General features: G+C 50.4%; 23 protein-coding genes. 9 read left to right on the plus strand and 14 right to left on the minus strand.

What is annotated here, in order from left to right:
- Positions 1 to 7: 7 nt before the first annotated feature.
- From LCH85_04335 to LCH85_04350, 4 genes are all read right to left on the minus strand, one after another.
- Positions 8 to 694: a response regulator transcription factor gene (locus LCH85_04335; protein ID MCA0351203.1), complete on the minus strand. Its 687-nt coding sequence runs from the start codon at positions 692 to 694 to the stop codon at positions 8 to 10.
- A 233-nt stretch (positions 695 to 927) separates the two neighbouring features.
- Complete coding sequence (locus tag LCH85_04340; protein ID MCA0351204.1) at positions 928 to 1233, minus strand: hypothetical protein; 306 nt, start codon at positions 1231 to 1233, stop codon at positions 928 to 930.
- 72 nt (positions 1234 to 1305) lie between these two features.
- On the minus strand, positions 1306 to 1746 hold the full coding sequence (locus LCH85_04345; GenBank protein MCA0351205.1) for a PaaI family thioesterase: 441 nt from the start codon (positions 1744 to 1746) through the stop codon (positions 1306 to 1308).
- Between the two features lie 91 nt (positions 1747 to 1837).
- Entirely contained in the window at positions 1838 to 3100 is a 1263-nt protein-coding gene (locus LCH85_04350) for an MFS transporter (GenBank protein MCA0351206.1), read from the minus strand.
- A gap of 545 nt (positions 3101 to 3645) precedes the next feature.
- Here LCH85_04350 and LCH85_04355 point away from each other — a divergent pair.
- Complete coding sequence (locus tag LCH85_04355) at positions 3646 to 4137, plus strand: hypothetical protein (protein ID MCA0351207.1); 492 nt, start codon at positions 3646 to 3648, stop codon at positions 4135 to 4137.
- 33 nt (positions 4138 to 4170) lie between these two features.
- Here LCH85_04355 and ureG read toward each other — a convergent pair whose 3' ends face one another.
- Genes ureG through LCH85_04390 form a run of 7 tightly spaced genes read right to left on the minus strand, consistent with a single transcriptional unit; the run spans position 4171 to position 9647 of the window.
- Complete coding sequence (gene ureG, locus LCH85_04360; protein ID MCA0351208.1) at positions 4171 to 4830, minus strand: urease accessory protein UreG; 660 nt, start codon at positions 4828 to 4830, stop codon at positions 4171 to 4173.
- A gap of 12 nt (positions 4831 to 4842) precedes the next feature.
- Positions 4843 to 6552, minus strand: a complete 1710-nt coding sequence (ureC, locus tag LCH85_04365; protein MCA0351209.1) for an urease subunit alpha — start codon at positions 6550 to 6552, stop codon at positions 4843 to 4845.
- Complete coding sequence (ureB, locus tag LCH85_04370; protein MCA0351210.1) at positions 6549 to 6941, minus strand: urease subunit beta; 393 nt, start codon at positions 6939 to 6941, stop codon at positions 6549 to 6551. Before ureB ends, ureC begins: the two co-directional genes overlap by 4 nt.
- A gap of 13 nt (positions 6942 to 6954) precedes the next feature.
- Positions 6955 to 7257 (minus strand): urease subunit gamma, encoded by a 303-nt coding sequence (locus tag LCH85_04375; protein MCA0351211.1) that lies wholly within the window; start codon positions 7255 to 7257, stop codon positions 6955 to 6957.
- Between the two features lie 15 nt (positions 7258 to 7272).
- Positions 7273 to 8136: an urease accessory protein UreD gene (locus LCH85_04380; GenBank protein ID MCA0351212.1), complete on the minus strand. Its 864-nt coding sequence runs from the start codon at positions 8134 to 8136 to the stop codon at positions 7273 to 7275.
- Positions 8136 to 8873, minus strand: a complete 738-nt coding sequence (locus tag LCH85_04385) for a hypothetical protein (GenBank protein MCA0351213.1) — start codon at positions 8871 to 8873, stop codon at positions 8136 to 8138. Before LCH85_04385 ends, LCH85_04380 begins: the two co-directional genes overlap by 1 nt.
- A 36-nt stretch (positions 8874 to 8909) precedes the next feature.
- Positions 8910 to 9647 (minus strand): NAD-dependent deacylase, encoded by a 738-nt coding sequence (locus LCH85_04390; protein ID MCA0351214.1) that lies wholly within the window; start codon positions 9645 to 9647, stop codon positions 8910 to 8912.
- An 85-nt stretch (positions 9648 to 9732) separates the two neighbouring features.
- Between LCH85_04390 and LCH85_04395 the strand changes: the two genes are divergently transcribed.
- From LCH85_04395 to LCH85_04415, 5 genes are all read left to right on the plus strand, one after another.
- Positions 9733 to 10476 (plus strand): GNAT family N-acetyltransferase, encoded by a 744-nt coding sequence (locus LCH85_04395; protein ID MCA0351215.1) that lies wholly within the window; start codon positions 9733 to 9735, stop codon positions 10474 to 10476.
- Positions 10477 to 10578: 102 nt separating this feature from the next.
- Entirely contained in the window at positions 10579 to 11439 is an 861-nt protein-coding gene (locus LCH85_04400; protein MCA0351216.1) for an SDR family oxidoreductase, read from the plus strand.
- 3 nt (positions 11440 to 11442) lie between these two features.
- The gene (locus tag LCH85_04405; GenBank protein ID MCA0351217.1) at positions 11443 to 12117 is read left to right on the plus strand and encodes a HEAT repeat domain-containing protein; all 675 of its coding nucleotides are present in this window, start codon (positions 11443 to 11445) and stop codon (positions 12115 to 12117) included.
- Complete coding sequence (locus tag LCH85_04410; GenBank protein MCA0351218.1) at positions 12114 to 12497, plus strand: HIT domain-containing protein; 384 nt, start codon at positions 12114 to 12116, stop codon at positions 12495 to 12497. Before LCH85_04405 ends, LCH85_04410 begins: the two co-directional genes overlap by 4 nt.
- A 20-nt stretch (positions 12498 to 12517) precedes the next feature.
- Positions 12518 to 14116, plus strand: a complete 1599-nt coding sequence (locus tag LCH85_04415; protein ID MCA0351219.1) for a hypothetical protein — start codon at positions 12518 to 12520, stop codon at positions 14114 to 14116.
- Between the two features lie 59 nt (positions 14117 to 14175).
- Here the strand turns inward: LCH85_04415 and LCH85_04420 are convergent, their stop codons facing one another.
- On the minus strand, positions 14176 to 14343 hold the full coding sequence (locus tag LCH85_04420; GenBank protein ID MCA0351220.1) for a zinc ribbon-containing protein: 168 nt from the start codon (positions 14341 to 14343) through the stop codon (positions 14176 to 14178).
- A gap of 310 nt (positions 14344 to 14653) precedes the next feature.
- On the opposite strand from LCH85_04420, the gene LCH85_04425 reads away from it, so the two are divergent.
- A complete protein-coding gene (locus tag LCH85_04425) occupies positions 14654 to 15421 on the plus strand; it encodes a superoxide dismutase (protein MCA0351221.1) in 768 nt (255 codons plus the stop codon).
- Between the two features lie 55 nt (positions 15422 to 15476).
- On the opposite strand, the gene ruvB is transcribed toward LCH85_04425, so the two are convergent.
- Positions 15477 to 16541, minus strand: a complete 1065-nt coding sequence (gene ruvB, locus LCH85_04430; GenBank protein MCA0351222.1) for a Holliday junction branch migration DNA helicase RuvB — start codon at positions 16539 to 16541, stop codon at positions 15477 to 15479.
- A 116-nt stretch (positions 16542 to 16657) separates the two neighbouring features.
- Here ruvB and LCH85_04435 point away from each other — a divergent pair, with 116 nt between their 5' ends.
- Entirely contained in the window at positions 16658 to 17686 is a 1029-nt protein-coding gene (locus tag LCH85_04435; protein MCA0351223.1) for an STAS domain-containing protein, read from the plus strand.
- Positions 17687 to 17695: 9 nt separating this feature from the next.
- Here LCH85_04435 and LCH85_04440 read toward each other — a convergent pair whose 3' ends face one another.
- Entirely contained in the window at positions 17696 to 18157 is a 462-nt protein-coding gene (locus LCH85_04440) for a hypothetical protein (protein MCA0351224.1), read from the minus strand.
- A gap of 212 nt (positions 18158 to 18369) precedes the next feature.
- Between LCH85_04440 and LCH85_04445 the strand changes: the two genes are divergently transcribed.
- Complete coding sequence (locus LCH85_04445) at positions 18370 to 19557, plus strand: glycine C-acetyltransferase (GenBank protein ID MCA0351225.1); 1188 nt, start codon at positions 18370 to 18372, stop codon at positions 19555 to 19557.
- The last annotated feature ends 15 nt before the right edge of the window (positions 19558 to 19572 follow it).

Raw genomic sequence — 19572 nt, forward strand, 5'->3', positions numbered from 1 at the left:
GCCCACCTCATTGTTTTTTAAAGCGATAGCCCATGCCGTAAACCGTCTCGATATAGCGTGGCTGACGTGAATCTGGCTCAATTTTGGTGCGCAGATTGCGAATATGCACATCGATTGAGCGCTCATAGCCTTCGTAGGCATCGCCAAGCGACAAGCGATCAAGCAAATCGAGCCGCGAGAAAATCAGGCCAGGCGCAGCCATAAAGGTGGCCAAAATTTCAAGCTCGGAGCGAGTTAGGCTTAGTTGTTGCTCGCCGACCAAGACTGTTGCCGACCCACGATCGAGCACCAAATCGCCAGCCCGAATCAGGTCAGGTTCAAGCGTTGGTTTATGGGTGCGGCGCAGCACGGCGCGAATCCGCGCAATTAATTCACGCATATTGAACGGCTTGGTAATGTAATCATCAGCGCCCAATTCCAAACCAATAATTTTATCGTGGTCTTCAACCCGCGCTGTCAGCATAATCACTGGTGTAGAAGATTCCTTGCTGAAGGCCAGCAAAAATTCAGTTCCATTCATCTCAGGCATCATCAAATCGAGCACCACCAAATCAGGCTTTTCGATCCGTGCCCGATACAGTGCTTCGCGCCCATTACTGGCCTCAACCACGCGATAGCCCTCTTGCTCAAGCGAGAGCCGAATCACTTGGCGCAGTTTAGCTTCATCATCAATTAATAAAATGGTATAGTCCATCAGCCAAATCTCCATGCTAACCAGCCCAAAACAGCCGCAGTAAACGCTAGCATAGCAGCCAATTATGGAGAAATTGTGAGGATCGCAGGGGAATTTTGTAACTTGATAGCTAAATCTTCAGAGCAATAAAATTCTAGGAGTCAAATTTTCAGAGCGTGCAGGGAAATGCCTTTCCCTGCATTTCTACTGAGCCGAGAGAGAAGTACTGAGGAATATCATAATGAATGGCTTAATTATTCAGAATTCCAACCAAGCTCAGCTAATTTTCCTCGGGCAATTTGGCGTTCCTCTTCAGTAAACAACTCAGCATACTCGGGTTTAAGAATAATCGCTTCTGCCGAAGTATTCAGCAAACCCATTAGGCAAAGTTGTTGCAACCCGCTACTAATCACAGGATCAGTAATGAGCCTTTTCGCCGCATTAATCGCACCAAATTCGCGTACCATTTGCATATAATAGGTAGCTTTATAACCTTGTTTAGCAGCTAGCCGATAACCATCTTCCATCTCTTGGAGAAATTGGGCTTCAAGATTGTTCATTCCAAACATCCTCCAAATTAATAAGCTGGTGCTAGCTTAATGATCATTCTACAAACTAGCACCACGAGATCATTAATAGCCTTCAGCAATTTGCTCGGAGAGCGTTGCCCGCAGTTCGGGCGAAACTCGCATATATAAACCAGTTGCCTCAGCCACAATCGTACCATCAGGCAATTGGGCAAAGCCTTCGACCTCAAGTGCTCGCCCGCGGTCGCGCACCATGCTGGCAGTAAAGGTAATTTCTTGATCAATCGGCGCAGGCTGGCGATAACGAACCTCAAACCGCCCAGTCATCGTCCAAGCATCGATCAAAAATCCCACCCGACCTAGTGTTTCATCAAGAATTGTCGCGATAATGCCGCCATGCACAAAACCAGGCCAACCTTGATGAAGTGCAGTTGAGACAAATCGCGTGATCACAGTTTTCTCTTCCTCGAAGAAATCCAATTGCAAGCCACTAGGGTTATTTTTGCCACAGACAAAACATGCCTGCGAATCTAATTGGCGATTCATGAACGCTCCTTTTGCAAATATAGGCGATTATAGCGCAAAAAAACCACGACTCGCGGTGAGCCGTGGTTGGTGTTTATCTGTAAGTTTAGGCTTAATTTAATTTACGGACCACTGGATGGAAGCTAAACAGAACGGTCATCACCAGCATAATCACGCCACAGGTTGCAAACAAGGCTGGTGCACCAAATTTGTCAGCAACTAACCCAGCCACCCCATAGCCAACTGGCAATAAGGCGATTGAGCCAAGCAAATCGATACTGGCAACCCGCCCAAGTTGTTCGCGCTCAACCATTTCTTGCATGGTATGCGTCCAAATCAAGCCAAAGGTCGCAATCCCAATCCCGCGGAAGACCAATACGCCCAGCAAAGCAGCCAAGGCGATCGTGCCCCCAAGCATACTGACATTGAAGCCAATAATCCCGACCAAGAGTGTAGCCAAGCCAGCGAGAAATAAAGCACCATAGCCCATCAAGCCACGGCGGCGCAAGCGATTACCTTTGCTCAACCAAATCGAGGCCGAAACCGCGCCCAACGCAATGCTGGCATGCGCCCAGCCTAGTCGTTCGCTGGGTAAATTCAAAAATTTATTAATCAAAATTGGCAGAGCGGTTTGAGCAGGCGCAGCCAGCAACAAGTTGGCCAGCGACGAAAGAATAATCGTCATCCACAACCATGGATTGGTGCTGACGGTTTTCAAGCCAGCCCCAACATCCTTTAAGATACCACTTGAGCGTTTGGCTTTGGCACGGCTGGCATCAGTCGAGAGCAGCGGAATCAGACACAAGCCCGAGACCAAAAATGAAACGCTGTTGAATAAAAAGGCCGTTGCCGAGCCACCAAAACCAACAACCAAGGCGGCAATCAATGGCCCCAAAATCAAGGTCATTTGGGCGCTCAGAGCAGTTAATGAATTAGCTCCAGGCAGCGATTCAGCCGGCACAACATCGGGCACTAAAGCGCTATAGGCGGGTTGGAAGAACGAATCAAAAAAGCCAAAGGAGATACTCGCCGCATAAATATGCCAGAGTTGCAGCGTATTCGTTAGGGCCAGAATCCCAACCCCACCCACAATCAAGGCTCGCAACATATCCGAGCTAAACATCAGCCAACCACGTGAAAAGCGATCAACTGCCGCGCCACCAAGTAGCAAAAAGATGATCATCGGCGCAAATGAGCAGATCAAGACGATCCCCATCTTCGTTGCCGAGCCAGTTTTTTCCAAAACCCAAAGTGAGAGCGCCACTTGATACATCGTATCGCCCAAACGCGAAATCGTCTGGCCCGTCCAGAGCAAAGCAAACAAGCGTTGTTGTAAGGGTCGAAATAGGCTATTCTCCGAGGTTTGTGAGGTCATGCTTCCTCCTACAATTTCGCGCTACGATGAGCAACATCCCAACTGTTGGCTTGCTCACCTTAAATATTGTGCATGGGAGATTCAGCGTGGAACCCTTAGCCCAACAATCTTGTACTAGCTACGCCGCGCTGCGTATGATCGGCTATCGTAAGCATTGGCAGGCCAGCTACTGGCACAATTGGCAAGTATTGGCGCTGAAAGCAGTTATCGGCGTGGATGGCTGTTCTCTCTGCCCTAGTATGCTCTTAATTCAGAAGCTGGGATGTAGGCTATGATCGCGTGGCGAATTATACCAATTTTTAACTTTTCCTGCAAGATGATTTTTTATCCTAGCATGGTATAGAATTAATATATCCATTAAAAGCTACCAGGTTTATCTAGTGACAATATTTTTATGATTAATTCATAACATTTTTATACAGCGTACAGCAATTATTTTGTTAAATGCGGTTATTTAAGCTTAATCGGCCCTGCGAATGAAGCCAAATTGGCCCACCAACCCTACAATCGAGCCAAGCAGCTTCATAGTTCAAGGATACAAACCTATGCCATGGCAGATTGTTGAGCGGCGGATCGGGCGGGCGGGCACACCCCAACAACGGCAACAGCGCCAACGCCGTTGGGATCAGCGTTATGGGGTCGATCAGTGGGCAATTGGCTACCAGATTGCTGGCGAATTTGTGCTTCAAGAACATGCAATCGAATCGATTTACAATGCTAGCTATGCCGCTCATTTTGAGCAAAACCCCGCCGACTTGGCTGAATTACTGGCACTAGCCAAAACGATTTACAACCCGCACGCCCAAGCAACCAATAATGTTGATCTACAAGTGCCCGCAATTCTGGCCTATCTCAAACGCCAAAACTTGCAGTTCCAAGGTCACGAGCGCGTAGCAATTGGCTCATGGCAGGGCCAAGCCAGTCAGCCACTGAGTATTCGGCTTAGCCCATTACATATTCACGTGATTGGCGACCCTGACACCACGCTTGAGCAGTTTTGGCAAGAGCAAAAATGTTTGGCGCAGTGGGTCGATTAGCCAGCAACAGCGTATGTTGCTGGCCCGCAAATTTTAATGATGATGATGGTGATGATGATCGTCGTGAACGTGAATTGGCTCAGGCCGTGGCGCTGCATAAACGTGATCGATCCAAGCAATCACCTGATCTAGGCCTGTCTCGGCTTTGAGGTTGGTGAACACCAGCGGTAATTCGCCGCGCATCTGTTTGGCATCGTGATCCATCACATCCAACGAAGCGCCAACCAACTCCGCCAAATCGATTTTGTTGATCACCAGCAGATCGGAGCGAGTTACGCCAGGGCCACCCTTGCGCGGCACTTTATCGCCACCAGCTACATCGATCACATAAATCCAATAGTCAACCAACTCTGGGCTGAACGAGGCCGCCAGATTGTCGCCGCCGCTCTCAACAAACACAAGCTGCAAATCGGGCAGGGTTGCACACAAATCGGCAATTGCTTCGAGGTTCATCGAGGCATCATCGCGAATTGCTGAATGCGGGCAGCCGCCAGTTTCCACACCGCGCACCCGTTCAGCAGGCAAGACACCTTGGCGCAGCAAAAATTCAGCATCCTCTTTGGTGTAAATATCGTTGGTCACCACCGCCACCGAGTAGCGCTTGGTCAGATGGATGGTCAAACAGTGGGCCAAGGCAGTTTTGCCACTACCCACAGGTCCAGCAATCCCAATTCGTAATAATTGTTCAGTCATAATTTCCTCATTCTAGAATAAGAAATAGCGCTGCGCCAAGGGCAAACTCGTAGCTGGCTCGCAGGTCAATAGCTCACCATCAGCTCGTACCGCGTAGGTTTCTGGATCAACTTCGATCAGCGGAGTAGCATTGTTGTGGATTAAATCGGCTTTTTGGACGCTGCGGCAACCACGCACCGCCGCAGTTGTTTTTTGTAAATTCAATTGTTGACCAATGCCTGATTCATGGGCGGCGGCGGAAACAAAAGTCAGGCTGGTAGCGCCAATCGCCCCACCAAATGCCCCAAACATCGGGCGATAGAGCACAGGCTGTGGCGTGGGAATCGAAGCATTGGCATCGCCCATGGCATTCCAAGCAATCAAGCCACCTTTGACAATAATTTCAGGTTTTACGCCAAAAAAGGCGGGTTGCCACAACACCAAATCAGCCAATTTACCTGGCTCAATCGAGCCAACTTCGTGGGCAATGCCATGAGCCAGTGCTGGATTGATCGTATATTTGGCGATATAGCGCTTGACCCGTTGATTATCGTTACGAGCTGAATCGCCAAGCAACGCGCCGCGCTGAACCTTCATTTTGTGGGCAGTTTGCCAGGTGCGGGTCACCACTTCGCCAACCCGACCCATCGCCTGCGAATCGCTGGAGATCATGCTAATCACTCCCAGATCGTGCAAAATATCCTCGGCGGCGATAGTTTCAGGTCGAATCCGACTTTCAGCAAAGGCTACATCTTCAGGCACTTGGGGATTAAGGTGATGACAAACCATCAACATATCAAGGTGTTCAGCAATTGTATTGACGGTATATGGGCGGGTGGGATTGGTCGATGAGGGCAGCACATAGCTTTCGCCAGCAATTTTGATAATATCGGGAGCATGGCCGCCGCCCGCGCCCTCAGTGTGATAGGTGTGGATAGTACGGCCAGCAATCGCGCGAATTGTATCTTCTAAAAAGCCCGCTTCATTGATTGTATCGGTGTGAATTGCCACTTGCACATCGTATTGGTCGGCCACACTCAGACACATATCGATGGCAGCGGGCGTTGTACCCCAATCCTCGTGCAATTTCAAGCCACACGCGCCAGCCTGAATCTGCTGAATCAACGATTCGGGCTGAGCAGCATTGCCTTTGCCCAAAAATCCAAGATTAACCGGCCAAGCGTCGGCAGCTTGCAGCATTCGCGCCATATTCCAAACGCCTGGGGTACAGGTTGTGGCTTTGGTGCCAGTGGCTGGGCCAGTGCCGCCGCCAAGCAGGGTTGTCACGCCATTCGAAAGCGCTTCGGGAATTTGGCCAGGCGCAATAAAGTGAATATGGCTATCGATCCCGCCTGCGGTGACGATCATATGTTCGCCAGCGATCACCTCGGTATTGGCGCCAACCATCAATTCGGGGTCAACTCCCGCCATCGTGTCTGGATTACCAGCCTTGCCAACTTTGACAATTCGGCCTTGTTTGATCCCAATATCACCTTTGACGATGCCCCAATGATCGATAATGATCGCGTTGGTGATGACTAAATCAAGTACATCGTGGGCACTGCTGCTTTGCCCCATGCCATCGCGAATCACCTTGCCGCCGCCGAAGGTAATTTCATCGCCATAGTGGGCAAAATCGCGCTCAATTTCGATAATTAATTCAGTATCGGCTAAACGCAAGCGGTCGCCTTTGGTCGGGCCATACAAATCGGCATAGGTTTGGCGCGGAATCCATAAGCTCATTCCAAATCTCCTTGGGGCCGATGGCCAAATTGCTGTTGTTGAACGGTGTTGAGGCTAGTTTGCCGCTGATCGGCAGCATCCAAAGCCCCATTAACCAAGCCATTATGGCCATAGATTTGGCGCGTGCCTGCAAAAGCCACCAAATTGATAATTTTGCTATCGCCTGGCTCGAAGCGCACCGCCGTGCCCGCCGGAATATTGAGATGCATGCCATAGGCTAGGCCACGATCAAACACCAGTGCCCGATTGACCTCGAAAAAGTGGTAGTGGCTACCAACTTGAATTGGCCGATCGCCAGTATGCGCCACCAACAGCTCGCAGGTTGCGCGGCCAAGGTTGGCGGCAATCGCATCGGTTGGTTGATCGATCAAATATTCGCCTGGTTGCATTTGCGGCTCCTCTTCAACGAATTGGGTCGTGCACGGTCACAAGCTTGGTGCCATCGGGGAAGGTCGCCTCAACTTGTACTTCGTGAATCATATTGGCGACCCCATCCATCACATCGTCAACCGTTAAGATTGTTGTGCCATAGCTCATAATTTCGGCCACGCTTTTGCCATCGCGGGCGGCTTCCAGCAATTCGGCGGTGATAATTGCCACCGCTTCGGGGTAATTCAGTTTGAGGCCACGCGCCTGACGACGACGAGCCAAATCGGCGGCCACCACAATCAGTAATTTTTCCTGTTCACGCGGAGTTAGGTGCATTGCACAAGCCTCACACTAATAAATTTTGCGCGGCAGATTGGGGGTTGTGCCGTACAACGCTGGTTTGGCGAAGCGCCAATAGTCAAACGCCGTCGCCAACAGATCGCGGCTGTTGCTGCTTAAACCGCGAATCACCAGCCCATGAGCAGCCAGACAACTTACGCCCCACAAGCAGCGCCCAAGCTTGGTTTGGCTGGCAGCAAAGGCCATTAATTCAGCTTCGAGGGCTTTCCACTGAGCGGCATCCCAACCAACCCGACAAATGTAGCCAGTTGCCAAATAGCTGTATTTGCCAAAATACAAGGGGTTGCTGAGTTGTTGCAGGCTTGGTTGCAAGCGCATTCGATCCAGCACAATTGGCCGACCCAAGGCATAAATATCGCAATCCAAGCGCAACTGACGATAGGCAAAACGTTCGCCATAGGCTTCGCGGCCTGGCGCAAGAAATTCCCACCAACATAAACCAGCGTCAGCAGCCAAATCGATGCGGGTTTGTTGCTGATACACACTCTCAGCAAACGGGATCGTCGTATCCGGCCAATATTCGAGCAAGCTTTGTTCGGCTAAAGTGGCCTGCACCTGTTGATAAGCGATTTGCTCACCATCGCTGCGATAAATGCGGGTTGAGCTGGTGGTGGTCAGTTGAGCTTTGGTCGATGCAGCAAGCGTGATTGTAGTGGTTAGCTGATCGCCCGCCAACACACCGCCAGCAACATTATGCAAATGCACAAAACTTGTGCCATCGGCCAAGCCAAAATCGCGCACCACCTGCAAGGGCGGGCGATGTTCGCGCACAGTCAAACGGGTACGCTGCTGTTTAAGCGTAAAATCGAGCGCCAAATGGCCATGCATGCGCTCAAGGCGGGTCGCGGTTTGCATCAACTAATAAAGAGGCGTGTACCCAGCAAGGGGTGACGCATACTCGCTCCATCTAAGCCAATGCTGCAAGGCGCGAGATCAGCCAACATCGTGTATGGAGTTTGGGCAACGACCGCCTGAATTGTGGGATGCAACTGCCACAATAATTGTTGGGCTTGCACCTGGCCGAGTGGCAAAATTTTCTGGCATGCTAAAATCAAGCTTAACGTCATTTGTTGCAATAAGGCTGCTAGCATGGCTTCGGCCTCAATCGCCATGCAGCCAGCCACCAAGCCAAAAACACAGCTATGATGGGTTTCGATCTGGTGAGATTGGGCTAAAGTGCTAGCCTGCTGCCAGCGTGGCAACGGTTCCAGTTGCAGAGCCAAGCCAAGCAAGCGCCGACCAAGCACCGCACTGGCATGGCGGCTTTCACGCGCAGGCTTGAAGGCCGCAGCATGATCATTCAAATTGAGCCAAGCCTGCTCAAATGCACTAGCATCAGCCAATTGCCAAGCCTGATACGCCAAGTAAGCCTCAAGCTGGCCACTCTCTTGAATGAAGGCTCGCATAAACTGGCCCAGCCCAGCCACGCCCAATTGACCCTCGGCAACCAACGACTCAACCCCATACGAATGGGCGGTTGAGCCAATTGGCAAAGCGCTATCGGCAAGTTGCAACAATTTTAGTTGAGCAAAAGCGTTCGTTAACATCACCACGCCAGTATAGCCGAGCCAAAAATCGCCAATGTTGGGCAAACTGCCTAAACCTCAACCAAGCAGTTTGCACAAAAATTAAGCCCACGTTGCAGCCACCAAGGCTGGCAATAGCTGTGCTGACGTGCCGCGTAACCGATGGCGAGCGTGGCGACTCAACGGCGTATCCTCAAGATTAAGATCGATCAAACGGGCACGATGAGCACGGGCAGTCATCGGAAAGGTCGCGGCTGGCGCAACCACGCCCGATGTACCAACTGCCAGAAATACATCACAGTTTTGGCTAGCCAATTCAGCCGCTTGAATTTTGGCAAGATCTAAACGTTCGCCAAACCAGACTACATCAGGGCGCAGCGGCGCAGCGCAAACTGAACAAAGCGGCAAATTTGGGCTATCTGGCCAAGCAAAACTGCCATGCTCAGCCGCACTACAGCTCACCGTATTAATCGTGCCATGCAACTCGATCACCCTGGTTGAGCCAGCTCGCTGATGCAGGCCATCAATATTTTGGGTAATAATCGTTACGCTTGGGATATGCTGCTCAAGTTGAGCTAAAGCACCATGGCCAGCATTCGGCTGAACATCAAGCATCTGTTGGCGATGCGCCTGATACCAACCCCAAACTGCCTCAGGTTGCTGCAAATAGCCTGCTAAAGTTGCCACTTGCTCAACATCAATCGTATTCCACAACCCAGCCAAGCTATCACGAAAGGTTGGAATCCCACTCTCAGCCGAGATTCCTGCTCCGGTCAAAATCGTTAGCGAACGGGCGGCGCGTAAAGTCGCAATCAACCCTGCATCAAATGGCGCAAGCATAAATTCCCTCGTTAGGCCGATCAAGCATCAATATGGCTAGTATACGATGCTGTTTCAAGCTGAACTAATTGGGAGCTAACCACAAATGCAGATCAATCAAGCCCTAGAAATCTTTATGTACGGCGAAATTGGCATTCCTAGCAGCGAAAATCACTCAAAACGTCATGTTATTGATGGCTTAACCATTCTGCATGTCGATGACGTTTGGAATCAGGAGCCACATGTTGCTGATGAGGTGATTGTGCAAAACCATGCACCTGCCGCTGTTTTAGCAATTCTTGCCAGCTACCAGCCAACCGCCGATCATCGAATTACTCTCGTTGATCGGCCGGCCAGCGATCATGCTATCTACCAAGCCGCCGGTTATCACCATAGCTCAAACGAGGTGCTGCTCGTCCGCAAACTCAGCGATCTGCCGCCGTCTGACCAACGCTATTCGGTTGGTCAAGCCAAGACCATCGCCGAAATGCAATGGCTGAACAACAATGATCCAGCCAAGCGGGCATGGATTAGCGAGACCCGCCTGCATGAGTCAGGTCTGCGCCATAACTTTATTGCGCTTGATCAGCGGGTGGTGGCACGAGTGCGAGCCTGCCGAATTGATGCCGAGCATAGCTATGTGATGAATTTATATACAGCCAGCGATTATCGACGGCGCGGCATCGCACGAGCGTTGATGATTCATGTGTTGCATGAAGCCGCTACCCATGGCGAACAATGGAGTGTCTTGGTGGCTTCAGAGGCGGGTCTGCCGCTGTATCAAGGCCTTGGCTACCAACAACGGGCAAGTTTGGTGGTATTTGAGCCAGTCGCTGAGCCAATTGACTAGGCCAGAACCCATCCAAGCACCGCAACCAAGCCTCTAGCCACAATACTTGCAGCGTGGGCTACAATAGAGTTATTAATGATCTTTTTAGTGATGGTGTTGTGTATGAGTCGCTTGTTAATTACTGGGGCATCGGGCTATCTTGGTCAGCGGGTCGCTTATTTTGCTCAGCAGACAACAATCTGGGATAAAGTGTATAGCCAAACTTGGCGCAACCCGCCAACAGCTGGCGAGCATGTAGCCTGCGATTTGGCCGATCAAGCCCAACTTGAGGCATTGCTTGAGCAGATTCAGCCAACTGCAATTATTCATACGGCGGCGGTCACACCTGCGATGGGGCCAGCCATGACCGACCAAGCCTTGTGGGCAGTTAATGTCCAGGCCAGCGCCACCCTAGCCCGTTGGGCAGCCCAGCATCAAGCCCGCTTCGTGCATGTTTCATCGGATGCAGTTTGGGGTGGGCGCGAGGCCGCCTATACTGAAAGCGACGTGCCAGCGCCAATTAATCCTTATGGAGCCTCGAAGGCAGCAGGCGAAGCCGTCGTAGCTGCACTTGCGCCCCAAGCTGCGATCGCCCGCACCTCGTTGTTGTATGGTCAAAACCCGCTGGACCCCAACACAACCATGGCCTTGGCAATGCTGCGCGGCGAACGTCATGGCGTGCTCTTTACCGACGAACTGCGCTGCCCAGTCTTGGTTGAAGATGTGGCCCTAGCCTTGATTGAGCTTGCACAAAAACCAAACCTTTATGGTATATTTCACCTTGTAGGCCCACAAATTCTCAGTCGATTTGAGCTTGGTCAAGCCCTGCTCGCGTGGAATGGTATTGATTCCACAGGCTTGCCTGCTGGTACCACCGCTGCCAGTGGCTTACGTCGCCCATCGCGAGTTGTTGTCGATAATCGCACAACTCAATCTCAACTCAGCACCATTCTTCGAAGCATTGATGATGTCACAAGGAGGTGACGCATGGAGCGCACACCTGAAACGATTGTTCAATTAGTCGCCGATTTGCAGCATGATGATGAGTTTGTGCGTTCGCAAGCGGCCTTCACGCTTGGTTTGTTTGGCGAGCCTGCCGTCCCATTTTTAATTCCGCTCTTGCGCTCTCCTCAGCGCGACATCCGCATGCGAGCCGCCTGGACGCTCGGGGTAATTGGAGCCGCCGCCGTACCAGCCTTGCTCGATCTGATGGAGCAAAAAAATCGCCAACTGCGGATCGAAGCAATTCGAATTCTCGGAGTTATCGGCCAAGCCCGAGTTTTTAATCATTTATTGGTGGCATTAACCGATTTCGACCCCGAAATTGCCGCCCGCGCCGCCCGTTCGTTGGGCAAAATTGGCGATCCTCGGGCGTTTCATGCCTTGGTCTTGGCGTTGCGTCACCCCGATAGCGATGTGCGCTACGAGGCCGCCGTAGCTTTAGCAGCACTGCATGTGCCCGATGCAATTACCCATTTGCAAGAAGCTTTAGTCCATGAAGATCCACGAATCGAAACAACCTGGGGCATGCAGGTACGCGAAGGCATGGTTCGCGCCTTGGAAGAGGCCGAAAAACCGCATGATCATAGTTTGATCGAGGCCTTGATGCGGCTGGGTGATATGTTGAAGGCCAACGAACAAGACGATGGAGAAACTCCATGAACGCTTGCCCATTTTGCGACCCCGAAACCCTTGAGATCGAAACCATGCTTGAAAATCGTTTTTGTCGATTTTTGCAACAGCCCGATAAGGTGCTCTCGGGCGCTGGCGTGATTATTCCCAAACGCCATTGCGAAACTCGCCACGAGATGGATCTCGACGAGTGGGATGCCATGCAAGATTTGCTCAATCAGGTCAAGGCCTTCATTACTACCAGCCATAAACCATTGGGCTATACGATCGGCTGGAATTGTGGGGCCGTCAGCGGCGTGGTAATTCATCATGTGCATATGCATGTGATTCCCCGCTTAACCAACGAGCCAATCAAAGAACAGATTCAATTTAGCCTCAAACCAACCACTGCCAATCGTTTCGGCAATTAACAACCAACACAGGAGGTCGTATGTCCCAACGTGCCTTTTTTCGGCTTATGCTGCTTTTGTTGCTGCTGGGATCGGTTTCAAGCCTCGCGGCCAATTATTTACCCCCAAGTACGACCTATATGCCAATTGTGATGGGCAATCACGAGATCACGGCCAATACGTATGTTCCTAGTTATTCTGCACTTTTTCAATTTGGGCTAAACCCTGGTTACTACGGCAACGGCTGGGATGATCAAAAAATTTATGCCATTGGGGCTGATGCTGGGGCACATAGCGCCCGTGCTTCACTCCCAGATAGTTTTATTGGCCAATGGGGCGCGGCCATTCGGGTTCCGGTCTTCGAATATATTTCTACTACGCTTAGTTTTCGTGAAAATACGGTCTTTTTAGGCGAGCCACGCGCTGCTTGGCGCGATACCGCCAGCTACTACAGCAATAACGGCACACCTGTACAAAGCAAGCTTTGGCAAGGCATGTACGAGCCAATTTGGGATAATGGCGAGAATGGCACACCCGTCAACGATGCGAACAAATTTGCTGTCTATGTTTGGCAAATTGCCAGCACTTACGGCAAATATATGCGCTTCTATGAAATTATCAACGAGCCAGATTATACTAACAGCGCTCGTTCATATGCCAGCCCAGGTGCAAGCGGAGGCAGTTGGTGGGATAGTGCACCAACTCCGAATGAATTACCAAATCTGAATGCACCAATTTACAACTACATTCGTTTATTGCGAATTGCCTACACTGTGATCAAAAAGACCGATCCTGATAGTTATGTTGCGCCAGGTGGCATTGGCTATGCCTCATTTTTGGATGCACTGTTGCGCTATACCGATAATCCCGATGCTGGTAAAGTCAGCAGTCAATATCCATTAACTGGCGGAGCTTATTTCGATGCGCTAAGTTATCATATTTATCCGCAATATGGTGGCTCCTATTGGGATAATGGGGTTGGTGGTTTTGTCTATGTGCGGCATAGCGACCGTATGAGCCAAGTTTTCGTCAATCAATACCAAACCATGAACGAAACTTTAGCGGCCCGCAACTACAACGGCACAAACTTTCCACGCAAGCCTAGCATCATCACTGAAACTAATGTTTCACGCAAAGCCTTCAATAATTATGCTGGCGGCGAAGAAATTCAGCGTAATTATCTCATCAAAGCCATCGTCAAAGGCCAGCAACTTGGTATTTTGCAAATTTATTGGTTTGCCACTGGCGAGGGCGCAGATTACGCCACCGCTCAAGATGAATACCAATTAATGGGCTTTTACGAAAATCTCAAACGTGATGCACCAAATAATCAGATTATGACAAGTGAAGGCATCGCTAACCGCACAACCTATAATCAATTATATGGCTGGCGCTACGATGCTGCTGCAACGGCTGCGTTAAATTTACCCAGTACAATCGACGGCGCGGCTTTTCGCAAAAACAATCAATTGCGTTATGTTTTATGGGCTAAAACCACGCTTGATCGCAATGAAACTGCCAGTGCCACAATTAATTTAACTGGAACCTACACCAAAGTGGCTTGGAATGGTACAACTAGCACAGTTAGCGGTAGTAATATTCAACTAACCGGCTCACCAATTTTCTTAACCCAACAATGAATTAAAAAACCCGCACCTTCTTTTTGATTGAAGGTGCGGGGTAATTTGAATAGATTAGCTTACTTGCCGTTTTTGCGCACTACATTGGTTGAGCCACAAGCGCTACATTTGGCATTCTTGGGCAATGGACCTGAAATCCGCATTTGATGCTTGCATTGCTTGCATTCCAAGGCGGTATCGGCAAAATCGCTGACATCTTCGTGATTTTTGATATTGATGAATTTCATAAATGCGCTCCTTATTGGCTGGGATGAATTTGCTTTTGCTACTAACAAGCTTAGCAGCTCGTCCCCGCCATGACGAGACTTGCAGATGACAGCTTGATGACAGTCGCTGAGCTTGCGATTTCACCATAGCTTATTCACAGCTAGCTGATTGAGGCTTCGAATTCCCCACGCCCAATAAAAGCCATCGATGGCTAATTTAGGCTATTTTTTAATAAAGTATTGACAATTATCGGCATTTTGGCTAAAACCAAAGCGCGAATTTAGACGAATGGTTGCCACAGGAACCATAGTCTATTGGAGGTTGTTGATAATGTCAGAACGTTTCAATCTATCGCGGCGGGGATTTTTGGGTGCAGTAGGGTTGGGCAGTTTGGCGGCGATTTGGGGCAGCAAAGGGGCCAGCGCCAAAAAATATGGTGGCGTAGGCAAAACCTTCGATCAAGCAACCGTTCCAACCAATGGCAAATTTACCCTTCCAGCGTTGCCCTATGATTACGGCGATTTGGAGCCACACCTCGATGCTGAAACGATGTACATTCATCATCAAAAACACCATCAAGCACTTGTTACCAATTTAAATGCAGCCCTGGCCGATTACCCTAAGTTGCAAAGTATGAATGTAGCCGAACTCTTACATGGGTTAAGCAGCTTGCCGAGCGCGATTCAAACCGCCGTGCGCAACAACGCTGGCGGCCATGCCAACCATGCAATTTGGTGGGCAACGCTCTCGCCAAAAGGTGGCGGCAATGCTGGTGGCGCGTTGGCCGCTGCAATTAATGCCAAATATGGCTCATTCAATAGTTTCAAAACCACGTTTAATGATATTGCGGCGCGGCGGTTTGGTTCAGGTTGGGGCTGGCTCTCGACCGATAGCAAAGGCACGCTCTATCTGGCTAGCTACCCCAACCAAGATAGCCCATATATGGAAGGCCTAACCCCGCTGCTTGGGGTTGATGTGTGGGAGCATGCCTATTACTTGAAGTTCCGCCAAAAACGCGCCGAATTTTTGAGCGCTTGGTGGAATGTGATCAATTGGGGCGAAGTTGGGCGGCGCTACGATCTGGCAATCGCCAAATAATCCAACAAAACAGGCTGTTGATTAATATCAGCAGCCTGTTGCTTATGTCAAATGACTACTGCTCTAAATTAAAGCTAGCTTGTTGAGTATCGGCTGGGCGCGGCGCTTCGGGAAAGCTCAAACCCAGATGATCGTAGGCGCGGCGCGTGGCGATCCGTCCACGTGGAGTACGCTGAATAAAGCCAAGTTGCAAGAGATATGGCTCGTACACATCTTCAATCGCATCAACTTCTTCAGCCGTTGCCGCCGCGAGGGTAGTTAAGCCAACTGGCCCACCATTAAACGTTTCGATCAGGGTACGCAACACTCGTCGATCGTTCTCATCAAGCCCTAGATCATCGATTTCAAGGCTGGCCAGCGCTGCTTGGGCCACTTCGAGCGTAATGTGATTATCGGCCATTACCAAGGCAAAATCGCGCACCCGCCGCAACAAACGATTGACAACGCGGGGTGTGCCACGCGCCCGCCGCGCAATCTCCAACGCTCCCGCATCATCCATTGGCGATTTGAGCAAGGCCGCCGAACGCCGCACAATATCGGTCATGGCTTCGACCGAGTAGAATTCCAGTCGATGCACCGAGCCAAAGCGATCACGCAAGGGCGAGGTGAGCAAGGCCAAACGGGTTGTCGCCCCAACTACGGTAAAACGAGGCAGTTTCAGGCGCAAATTGCGGGCACTTGGGCCTTTGCCCACAATAATATCCAGCGCAAAATCTTCCATCGCCGGATACATCACTTCCTCGACGGCGCGATTCAAGCGATGAACTTCATCAATAAAGAGCAGATCATCTTTTTTGAGGTTGGTTAAAATTGCCGCCAAATCGCCAGCACGTTCGATCGCAGGGCCAGAGGTAATTTTGATATTCACGCCCATTTCGTTGGCCAAAATGGTTGAGAGCGTGGTTTTACCCAAGCCAGGCGGGCCATAAAACAGGGTATGATCAAGCGGCTCTTTGCGTTGTTTGGCCGCAGCAATCGCAATTTTGAGGTTGGCCAGCACTTTTTCTTGGCCAATATATTCAGCCAATTTTTTTGGCCGCAAACTTTTCTCCACCACTTGATCCTCTTCACGAGGCTTGGGTGAAATCATTCGTTGAGCTTGATCAAACGCATCCGACATGGCATCCTCCTACAGCGATTATAGCACAGACGGTCGCATGCAGGCAGGCTTGAATCATCAGCAAAAAAGCCTGTTATAATGCGCCATGCCCAATTTACTCAATAGGTATACCGCGCATGGCCGATCGTCAAATTGCCCTCTGGAATGAAGAACGTGAACAGCGCAAGCGAGCCTTGCAACGTATTTTGATTACTGGCAGTAGTTTTATTTTCCTACTGATTTTATATTATGTGTTCGGGGTTGATCTCAGTGTGGGCCGCAATCAGCTGGCGCTGGGCTGTTTGATTGGGGTGCTGGTTGCCGCCGCCATTTCGGGCTGGCTGGTCAGCATTGATCAGCCAGAATGGGCCACCCACGCAATGTTTATACCCTACATGCTGATTATTTTGGTGGTGGCAACTCCGGTCGGGGTGACGAGCCGGGGCATGTATGGGCTATTTATTCCAATTGTAGCGGCGGCACTGCTGCTCCCAGCCCGTTGGAGCCTGATTTATGCAGCGCTGGCAGTCGTAGTTTTCGTCAGCACCGATATTTTAAGCCCTCAGCCATTTTCACTAAATACTACTATTTTGAATACATTGTTTGCAGGCGGATGTTTTGGCACTGCCGCCGCCACCACCTCGTTTACCGCCCGCCGCCTACGCCAACTGCTCAAAACCAGCATTGAACATGGCAAGGAGCTTGAGCGTAATCAGTCGGTGCTTGAGGAACGAGTGCAGAAACGCACGCTGTATCTTGAAAAAGCGCTCGACGAATTACAACGCTCCAGCGAGACGATTCGCCAGATGAGCGTGCCAGTGCTACCAATCGCCGAACGAGTGTTGGTGTTACCGCTGGTTGGCAGCATTGACCTCTCGCGGGCGGCGTTGCTCAGCGATGAACTGCTGAATACAATTTATCAACGCCGTCCACATACAATTTTGATCGATCTAACGGGTCTGACCACGATTGATCAGGCGGTAGCTGAATCGTTAGTACAAACCTTGAGTGCAGTACGTTTGCTTGGCACCGAGCCAATTGTGGTTGGTTTACGCAGCGAAACCGTCCAAGCCTTGCTCGATACCGGCATTGATATCAGCCATATTCGCACCTTCCGCGATGTGCAAAGTGGGCTTGGCTACGCCACCAGCAAAATTAGTTATTAATTCAGCTAATTAGGGTAGTGTTATTATAGTGCCATCAGCGTAGAATTGGCGATCTAAATTAATTGTGCGCGATGCTTGCCCCTGCATTCCATGCAATCGAATCTCGACTGAATCGCCAGCCACTAACGCTGTCCGTGCCACTGAACCACGCACAACAAATGGTGCAAATGGGCGGATGCGAGTTGAATCTAATGGATCAAGTTGCAAATCCAGGCTTGGTTGGCTCAACGGCTCGGCGTGTACCTTGGTAAATAATTCGCTATGATAGAGCGTAACTTCAAAATAGAGTCGGTTTGGATCAGCTGATTCGATTTGCTGCCACTCATCATACAAACCACCTTCGTGGAGCGTAACAGGCAGATCATCACGCATTGGCGGCCCCCAAGCCCAGAATGAAATCCCAAGGCAACTGCCAACCACCAACAAACTGGCGATCAAAAACTTAGCTAATTCCCGAATGCTGCGCAACATAGCAACTCCGTTTCACAACTTGTAATGAGTTGAATTCAGTGTAGCTTTTGGCAGCATTGGCAACATGCACGATCCTAGCAAAAAACCAGCACAATCATTGCAGCTTAAATCAGCTATCAGCCGCATCAACAAATGCCGCTTATGCCCTATAATGCATCTGAACCAGATGGCATTTGGTCATCGGTGCAACTAGCGTGTTATTGGGGGCGATGATGCCGCATTCATTTGAAGCATATCTTGATGAGCAACTGAATAGTTTGCGTGAGCAGGGGATTTTTCGCACATTGCGCGAATTGCAAAGCCCAACTGGCCCACGCTCAACCATCGATGGCAAATCGGTGATCAATCTCTCATCAAATAATTATTTGGGCTTGGCTAATCATCCCGCCTTGAAAGCCGCCGCTATCAAAGCAATCGAGGAATGGGGCGTTGGCTCAGGCGCAGTTCGCACAATTATTGGCACCATGAGCATCCACGAGGAGCTTGAACAACGCTTAACTGAATTCAAGCATACCGAAGCAGTATTAGTGCTACAATCGGGGTTTACCGCTAATGCTGCTGTGTTGGGGGTTGTGCTCAACGATGGCGATTTGGTAATCAGCGATGCATTGAATCATGCCTCGATCATCGATGGAATTCGCCTCACCAAAGCGGCGCGGGCGGTCTATCAACACAATGATATGGACGATTTGGAACGGGTTTTGCAGGCCAACCAAGGTAAATATCGCAACACGGTGATTGTGACCGATGGCGTATTTAGCATGGATGGTGATATTGCGCCCTTGCCACGCATCGCCGAGCTAGCCGAGCATTATGGTGCAATCACCATGGTCGATGATGCCCACGCTTCGGGCGTGTTGGGCAAAAACGGCAGCGGCACGGTCAGCCATTATGGCATCAAACATTGGGATATTCAGGTTGGAACGCTTTCCAAGGCAATTGGCGCGGTTGGCGGCTACGTCGCCACATCGAGCAAATTACGCCAATTAATGGAGCATCGCGCCCGACCATTTTTATTCAGCACCTCACATCCACCAGCGGTTGTTGCCACTTGTTTGGCGGCCATCAAACTGCTGCAAAGTGCCGAGGGCGAGCAATTGCATCAACAACTTTGGGAAAATACCAAATTTTTCAAGGCGGGGTTGAACAAGCTTGGCTTCAACACTGGCATCTCAGAAACCCCGATTACCCCAGTAATTGTGGGCGATGGAGCCAAGTCGATGCAATTCTCCGATGCGTTGTTCCAAGCAGGCGTATTTGCCCAAGGCATCGCCTTCCCAACCGTGGCGCGAGACAAAGGGCGGGTGCGCACAATCGTCACTGCCAGCCATAGCAACGCCGATCTAGCCGAAGCCCTCAACATCTTTGAACATGTTGGGCGGAGCATGCAGCTAATTTAAGGTTTCATGGTACAC

This window comes from Chloroflexota bacterium (assembly GCA_020161265.1).
Taxonomy (GTDB): Bacteria; Chloroflexota; Chloroflexia; order Chloroflexales; family Herpetosiphonaceae; genus Herpetosiphon.